Below are 8108 nucleotides of genomic sequence, written 5' to 3'. Positions count from 1 at the left end.
GCGCCGCCGGCCGTCCCCCAGGGCGGCCCGCAGCCGCCCGCCGCCCCGGCCGCGCCGGGCGTGCCCGCGATCGGCCCGGGCACCCAGGCGGTGGTCAGCTACCGCGGCCCGGACGGCTCCGAGCAGACCCTGCTGCACCGCAGCGAGCCCGGCACCCCGCACCCGGAGTGGAAGGCGATGCTGGAGCTGCGCCGGCTGAACGTCCCGCCGGACCAGGTGCTCGAACTCCACACCGACCTGGAACTGTGCGACCTGCCCGGCGGTTACTGCGCCCGGATGGTCAAGGCGTCCTGGCCCAACGTGCGGATCAGCCACACCGTCCCGTACGGCCGCGACCTGCGCGGCCGGCAGGCCGGGATGGCGCAGCTCAACGACCACCTGGACCAGCTGCACCAGCTCGCCGCCGCCCCGCAGCGGCCGCGCCCGGTCCGGGTGCCGCTGCCGGCGCCCGGCGTCATCCCGCAGCAGCCGCCGCTGGCGCCGCAGCAGCTCGCGGGCGAACTGGCGCAGGCCTTCGGCCCGGGGGTGTTCCGCTTCGAGCAGCGCGCGGTCTCCCGGCAGGGCGTACCCGAGCCGGTCTCGGCGACGCTGATGTGGGCGGGGCTGCCGCGGGAGTTCCCTCCGTTCTTCTGGGCCCAGGCGCAGGAGGGCCGGCCGATCCCGACGCTGGCCGAGCTGGCCGCCGAACGCGGCCTGGCGGCCGGTCCGGACTTCGGCGGCTACCTGGTCCTGGGCAACGACTACGGACGTCAGCTGTGCGTGCAGTACGGCACCGCGGCCGTGGTCGCCGTCGACCTGGAGAACCCCTCCGAGGCGCCCCGGTTCGTCAACAGCGGGGTGCCGGAGTTCGTCCGCAGCCTGGCGGCGCTCGGCCGGATGTGGCGGCTGCGGCACGGTCTGACGCCCGAGCAGGCCGGCCGCTGGACCACCGATCTGCAGGGCGAGTTGACCGCCCTCGACCCGGCGGCGCTCTACACGCCGGAGAGCTGGTGGGCGGTGCTGGTCGAGCAGTTCTGGGACGGCCTGATGTAGCCGCGGCGGTCCGCCGGACCCGTCGGGGCCGGGCCGCCCGGTGGTGCGGCCCCTTCGGGCGTTTTCTTGGGCTTTCCAGCGTATCTGCGCAAAATAGGTCAAGAGGATCGGCAGTATGTCCTCGACGATCACACACTGAGGGCTGCGCGGCCCGCGAGCACGAAGGGAAGAGCCGATGAGCGATGCCATCTCCCCGTCCGGCTTCACCGTTGCCCGGCGGGGCTACGCACCCGAGCAGGTCGACCGGACGCTGGAGGCGCTGAGCGCCGACCGCGACCGGGCCTGGGAGCGGCTCAGCGTCCTCGGTGCGGGCCTGCGCGAGATGGAGAACCGGCTGGTCGAGGTGGTGCAGGCCGCCGAGGCCGCCCCGGAGCCCGACTACGGGCTGCTCAGCGAGCAGGCGGCCGCCCTGATGGCGATCGCCGACGCGGAGTCCCTCGCCGTCCGCACGGCCGCCGAGCGGGCCGCCGAGGACGCCAGGGACGCCGCCCACGAGGCCGGCCAGGACGCCGACCGGGCCGCCCACGAGTTCGCCGACTCGACCCGGCGGGACGCCGACGAGACGGCCCGCCGCACCGCCGAACGCACCCGGGCCGAGGCCGAACGGCTCCGCGCGGAGGCCGACCGCGACGCCCGCGCCATCCGCGACGCCGGGACCGGCGACGCCGCCCGGATCCGGGTCGAGGCCGCGGAGGCGGGCGAGCGCGCCGAGGGCAAGCTGGCCGAACTGCGGCGCCGGGCCGACGAGATGTTCACGGCGGCCGAGGCCGAGGCGGACCGCGAGGACGCCAAGATCTCCGGCACCGCGGAGCGCCGGCTCAAGGAGGCCGAGCAGCACCGGGAGACGGTGCTCGCCGAGATCCGCGGCATCGAGGGCGACGCCCAGGCCGAGTCGGACCGGATCCTGGCCGCGGCCCGGGAGAAGGCCGAGCGGATCCAGACCGCCAGCGAGCGCGAGCAGCGCGAGTTCACCGAGCGCCTCGACGTGGTGCAGCAGCACCTCGACCACATCAAGGCGCACCTGGCGGCGCTGACCGGTGCGGCGGTCGGCGCGGCCGAACCGCAGGCCGCCCTGGAGCCGGCCCCGCCGGCCGACGCCCCGCCCACCCCGGCGGCCGCTGCGCCCGTGGACGCCCGGCCGGCCGTTCCGGCCCCCGACGCGCTGCCCGCCGCGGAGACGCCGCCGTGGGCCCGCAAGGCACCGCTGGAGCCCGCCCCGGCCGAGGCCCCGGAGGCCAAGCCGGAGCCCGAGACGAAGATCATCCCGAAGATCGTCATCATCGACGACGGCTCCGACTACGACACCGGCCGAGCGGTCCGCCGCGGCTGAACCCGGGCCCGGGGCCCCGGATGGGTGCACCCCCAGGGGCGCGGGGCCCCGGCCGGAGGCCGGTGGCGGAACTGCGCGAGGGCGGAAGCAATGCTGCCGTCTGACGGCTGACTTCCTGCCGTTTCGCGCAGTTCCCGCGCCCCTTGAACGCGGTGCCCCTTCAGGTTCGGGGAACCGCTGTCCGGGTCACAGGACCTCGACCGACGGGCCGGTGAGGCGGCGGCGGCAGTCCAGGACGTAGCGGGAGTGGGCGAGGACCGCGTCGTAGTCGAAGTCGTCGTGGTCGGCCAGCAGCACGACCGCGTCGGCGGCCGCGAGCTCCTCCGGGGTGGCCTCGACCCGGCGGACGCCGGCCAGCGGCCCGCCGTCGTGGCTGTCGTGGCCGCCGCTGCGCGGCCCGGGGATCTCCGGCTCGGCGACGTGCACGCCCGCCACCACGTGCGGGTCTGCGGCCCGTACGTCGGCGCCCGCCCTGGTGAGCAGTTCCACCACCCGGGCGGCCGGGGTCTCCCGCGCGTCACCGGTGTTCTTCTTGTACGCGAGCCCCAGCACCAGCACCCGCGAGCCGTTGACCGCGCGCCGGCGCTGGTTGAGCGCCTCCGCCAGCCGCCGCACCACGTAGTCGGGCATGTGGCTGTTGACGTCGTTGGCCAGCTCGACGAAGCGGAAGGACTGGCCGAGGGCGCGCTCCACCCGCCAGGACAGGTACGAGGGGTCGATCGGCAGGCAGTGGCCGCCGACGCCCGGACCGGGGGTGAACCGCAGGAAGCCGAACGGCTTGGTGGAGGCGGCGTCGATGGCCTCCCAGACGTCGATGCCGAGGTCGTGCGCGAACATCGCCAGCTCGTTGACCAGGGCGATGTTGACGTGCCGGAAGGTGTTCTCCAGCAGCTTGGTGAGCTCGGCCTCCTTGCAGGAGGAGACCGGGACGGTCCGCTCGACCAGCTCGCCGTAGAAGCCGTCGACGGCGGCGAGCGCGGCCGCCGTGATGCCGGAGACCACCTTCGGGGTGTTCTCCAGCTTCCAGGTCGGGTTGCCCGGGTCGATCCGCTCGGGGCTGTAGCCGACGTGGAAGTCCTCGCCGGCGCGCAGCCCGGAACCCTCCTCCAGCAGCGGCGCGAGGAGCTCCTCGGTGGTGCCCGGGTACGTGGTGGACTCCAGCACCACGGTGGCGCCCGGCCGCAGGTGGGAGGCGAGCAGCCGGGCCGAGGACTCGATGTACGAGAGGTCGGGCACCCCGTCCCGCAGCGGCGTGGGGACGGTGATCACGGCGATGTCGAAGCCCGCCACGTCGCCCTCCTCCGCGGTGGGCAGGTAGGCCCCGCTGTCCAGCAGCGGCCGCAGCCGCTCGGCCGGAATGTCCTCGACGTACGATTCGCCGACCGCGAGCCGCTTGATCCGGCGCTCGTCCACGTCGTAGCCGATCACGTCGTGCCCCACTTCGGCGGCCCGGACCGCCAGCGGCAGCCCGACGTAACCCTGGCCTGCGATGACCACGCGCATGACTGAAGTACCCCCTCCGTCGCGGTGACGCCCACACCGTGTTCAGGGCTGCCCCACACCGCCTTCACACGAGGGTACGGAGCGCGGGGGCGGCGCGGGCGGCTTCGGGGAAACGCGGGCGGAGCGGGCGGACGGGACGCTTCCGGGCATGCCGGACCGGGGCCGGAACGCAGCGGGCCGAGACCCTCGGCGCCCTCCAGGAAAGGGCGCCGAGGTCCCGGCGTTGGGGCACGGGCGCCCCCACCCAGGGCCGCCCGGCCTCGTACCCCGACCCCCATCGGAGTACGAACGGCACCGCTGCAGCCATCCCCCACGGTTGGGTGCGGCGGGCACGTGAACCATCCTGCGCGGCCACCATGGACGGGTAGTGACAGGAGTGTGTCGACTTCATGATCTCTGGTGGCCCACCCACCGGGCCTGCGGTCCACCACGTTCACCCGCGCCCACCCCGCCGGGCCTCCGGCACGAGGCCGCCCGGGCCGCGGCCTCGCGTCGGGTGGAGCGGGGTGCCGCGGCGTAGGCTGGACACCCCCGGGGCGCACCGCGTGCCGGGCTGTTCGCGTTGCCCGGCCGGGCTCTCCGGCCTCGGGGCACTCCAGCCACGGAGCGAAGAAGAGACTTCATGAGCCTGTCCGGACTGCTCGATGTCGTCGTACGGGACGCCGCCCTCGCCGAGGCGGTCGAGGCGGCCGCCGGCGGCCGCCGGCACCACCTCGACCTGGTCGGACCGCCCGCCGCCCGGCCGTTCGCCATCGCCGCGCTGGCGCGCTCGCTGGCCGGGCGCGCGGGGGAGCGCGGCCGGCCGGTGCTGGCCGTGACCGCGACCGGGCGGGAGGCGGAGGACCTGGCGGCGAGCCTGCGTTCACTGCTGCCGGCCGACGCGGTGGCGGAGTTCCCGGCCTGGGAGACGCTGCCGCACGAGCGGCTCTCACCCCGCTCGGACACGGTCGGCCGGCGGCTGGCGGTGCTGCGCCGGATCGTCCACCCGCGGGCCGACGACCCGGCGGCCGGGCCCGTCCAGGTGGTCGTGGCGCCGGTCCGCTCGGTGCTGCAGCCGCAGGTCAAGGGGCTGGCCGAGCTGGAGCCGGTGGCGCTGCGGCGCGGCGAGCGGCACGACCTGGAGGAGGTCGCCCGCGGGCTCGCGGCGGCCGCCTACGCCCGGGTCGAACTGGTCGAGAAGCGCGGTGAGTTCGCGGTCCGCGGCGGCATCCTGGACGTCTTCCCGCCGACCGAGGAGCACCCGCTGCGGGTGGAGTTCTGGGGCGACGACGTCGAGGAGATCCGGTACTTCAAGGTCGCCGACCAGCGGTCGCTGGAGATCGCCGAACACGGTCTGTGGGCCCCGCCCTGCCGGGAGCTGCTGCTCACCGAGCAGGTGCGGGCGCGGGCCGCCGCGCTGGCCGCGGACCACCCGGAGCTGGCCGAGATCCTGGACCGGATCGCCCAGGGGATCGCGGTCGAGGGCATGGAGTCGCTGGCACCGGTCCTGGTGGACGACATGGAGCTGCTGCTCGACGTCCTGCCGCAGGGCTCGATCGCGGTGGTCTGCGACCCCGAGCGGGTCCGCACCCGGGCCGCCGACCTGGTGGCGACCAGCCAGGAGTTCCTGCAGGCGTCCTGGGTGGCGGCGGCGGCCGGCGCGGACCGGCCGATCGACATCGAGCAGATCGACGTGTCGGCCGCCTCGCTGTGGTCGCTGGCCGACGTGCGCGAGCACGCCGCCGCGATCGGCCTGCCCTGGTGGTCGGTCAGCCCGTTCGCCACCAGCGACGCCGGACTGGACGGGATCCTGGAGTTCGACCCGGGCACGCTCACCCTCGGCATGCACGCCGTCGAGGCGTACCGCGGCGACACCGCCCGCGCCATCGCCGACGCCAAGGAACGGCTGGCCGCCGACTGGCGGGTCGTCATGGTGACGGAGGGCCACGGCCCGGCGTCCCGGCTGGCGGAGGTGCTCGGCAACGAGGGCATCGCGGCCCGGCTGGTCGCCGACCTCGCCGAGGCGCCCACCCGGGACGTCGTGTACGTCTCCTGCGGCTCGATCGAGCACGGCTTCGTCGACGAGACGCTGAAGCTGACCGTCATCACCGAGACCGACCTGTCCGGCCAGCGCTCCTCCACCAAGGACATGCGCCGGATGCCGTCCCGGCGCCGCAACGCCATCGACCCGCTGGCGCTGGCCGCCGGCGACTACGTGGTGCACGAGGCGCACGGCGTCGGCCGGTACGTCGAGATGGTGCAGCGCACCGTGCAGGGCGCCACCCGCGAGTACCTGGTGCTGGAGTACGCGCCCGCCAAGCGCGGCCACCCCGGCGACCGGCTGTTCGTGCCGACCGACCAGCTCGACCAGGTCACCAAGTACGTCGGCGGCGAGGCCCCGACCCTGCACCGGCTCGGCGGCGCGGACTGGGCCAAGACCAAGCAGCGGGCCAAGAAGGCGGTCAAGGAGATCGCCGCCGACCTGATCAAGCTGTACTCGGCCCGGATGGCGGCCCCCGGCCACACCTTCGGCCCGGACACCCCCTGGCAGCGTGAGCTGGAGGACGCCTTCCCGTACGCGGAGACCCCCGACCAGCTGACCACCATCGCCGAGGTGAAGGCCGACATGGAGAAGTCGGTCCCGATGGACCGGCTGATCTGCGGCGACGTCGGCTACGGCAAGACCGAGATCGCGGTCCGGGCGGCCTTCAAGGCCGTCCAGGACGGCAAGCAGGTCGCCGTGCTGGTGCCGACCACGCTGCTGGTGCAGCAGCACTTCTCCACCTTCGCCGAGCGGTACGCCAACTTCCCGGTGGTGGTGAAGGCGCTGAGCCGCTTCCAGACCGACGCGGAGGCGAAGGCGGTGCTGGAGGGCCTGTTCGAGGGCTCGGTGGACGTGGTGATCGGCACCCACCGGCTGTTCTCCTCGGAGACCCGCTTCAAGGACCTCGGCCTGGTCATCGTCGACGAGGAGCAGCGCTTCGGCGTCGAGCACAAGGAGCAGCTGAAGAAGCTGCGGGCCAACGTCGACGTGCTGACCATGTCGGCGACCCCGATCCCGCGCACCCTGGAGATGGCGGTCACCGGCATCCGGGAGATGTCCACCATCACCACCCCGCCGGAGGAGCGGCACCCGGTGCTGACCTTCGTCGGCCCGTACGACGAGAAGCAGATCTCGGCCGCGATCCGGCGTGAACTGCTGCGCGAGGGCCAGGTCTTCTACATCCACAACCGGGTGGAGTCGATCGACAAGGCGGCGGCCCGGCTGAAGGACCTGGTGCCCGAGGCGCGGGTCGCCACCGCGCACGGGCAGATGGGCGAGACCCAGCTGGAGAAGGTCGTCGTCGACTTCTGGGAGAAGGAGTTCGACGTGCTGGTCTCCACCACCATCGTGGAGTCCGGCATCGACATCTCCAACGCCAACACCCTGATCGTGGAGCGCGGCGACACCTTCGGCCTGTCCCAGCTGCACCAGCTGCGCGGCCGGGTCGGCCGCGGCCGCGAGCGCGGCTACGCCTACATGCTGTACCCGCCGGAGAAGCCGCTCACCGAGACCGCGCACGAGCGGCTCGCCACCATCGCCCAGCACACCGAGATGGGCGCGGGCATGTACGTGGCGATGAAGGACCTCGAGATCCGCGGCGCGGGCAACCTGCTCGGCGGCGAGCAGTCCGGGCACATCGCCGGCGTCGGCTTCGACCTCTACATGCGGATGGTCGGCGAGGCGGTGGCCGAGTTCCGGGACTCGCTGGCGAGCGGTGGCGCCGAGCCGGAGGAGGAGCCGCTGGAGGTGAAGATCGAGCTGCCGGTCGACGCCCACGTGCCGCACGACTACGCCCCCGGCGAGCGGCTGCGCCTGCAGGCGTACCGCTCGATCGCCGCGGTCAACTCCGAGGACGACATCGTCCAGGTCCGCGAGGAGCTCACCGACCGGTACGGCAAGCTGCCCGAGCAGGTGGAGAACCTGCTGCTGGTGGCCGCGCTGCGGCTGTACGCCCGGCGCTGCGGGATCGGCGACATCACGCTGCAGGGCAACTTCGTCCGGTTCGGCCCGGTCGACCTGCGCGAGTCCCAGCAGCTGCGGCTGAACCGGCTCTACCCGCGCAGCCAGGTCAAGGCGGCCGCCGCCCAGCTGCTGGTGCCGCGGCCGAGCAGCGGCGGCCGGATCGGCGGCAAGCCGCTGGTCGGGCGGGAACTGCTGGCCTGGAGCCGGGAGTTCCTCACCACCATGTTCGACGACCTGGCGGGGGCGAAGAAGTAGCGG

Annotated in this window: 4 protein-coding genes; 3 read left to right on the top strand and 1 reads right to left on the bottom strand. The window is 74.1% G+C overall.

From position 1 onward, the window contains the following. A partial coding sequence (locus AA75_RS31740) for an SUKH-4 family immunity protein (protein ID WP_233289284.1) occupies positions 1-1032 on the top strand: 1032 nt, incomplete at its 5' end. Positions 1033-1207: 175 nt separating this feature from the next. Further along, the gene (locus AA75_RS31735; protein ID WP_033823779.1) at positions 1208-2362 is read left to right on the top strand and encodes a hypothetical protein; all 1155 of its coding nucleotides are present in this window, start codon (positions 1208-1210) and stop codon (positions 2360-2362) included. Between the two features lie 186 nt (positions 2363-2548). Here AA75_RS31735 and AA75_RS31730 read toward each other — a convergent pair whose 3' ends face one another. Next, positions 2549-3865, bottom strand: a complete 1317-nt coding sequence (locus tag AA75_RS31730) for a nucleotide sugar dehydrogenase (protein WP_033823778.1) — start codon at positions 3863-3865, stop codon at positions 2549-2551. A 622-nt stretch (positions 3866-4487) separates the two neighbouring features. Here AA75_RS31730 and mfd point away from each other — a divergent pair. After that, positions 4488-8105 carry a transcription-repair coupling factor gene (mfd, locus tag AA75_RS31725; protein ID WP_033823777.1) on the top strand — a complete coding sequence of 1206 codons (3618 nt, stop codon included), beginning with the start codon at positions 4488-4490 and terminating at the stop codon, positions 8103-8105. Positions 8106-8108 lie beyond the last annotated feature (3 nt).

The sequence above is a fragment of the Kitasatospora sp. MBT63 genome (genome assembly GCF_000710465.2).
Lineage (GTDB): Bacteria > Actinomycetota > Actinomycetes > Streptomycetales > Streptomycetaceae > Kitasatospora.
The sequence above is the reverse complement of the archived record's forward strand: the minus strand, read 5'-3'. Positions and strand labels throughout refer to the sequence as shown.

Bases quoted from the DNA above. Each gene is read 5' to 3' on its own strand.
- AA75_RS31735 (WP_033823779.1), top strand. From the start codon at position 1,208: ATGAGCGATGCCATCTCCCCGTCCGGCTTCACCGTTGCCCGGCGGGGC.
- AA75_RS31730 (WP_033823778.1), bottom strand. From the start codon at position 3,865: ATGCGCGTGGTCATCGCAGGCCAGGGTTACGTCGGGCTGCCGCTGGCG.
- mfd (WP_033823777.1), top strand. From the start codon at position 4,488: ATGAGCCTGTCCGGACTGCTCGATGTCGTCGTACGGGACGCCGCCCTC.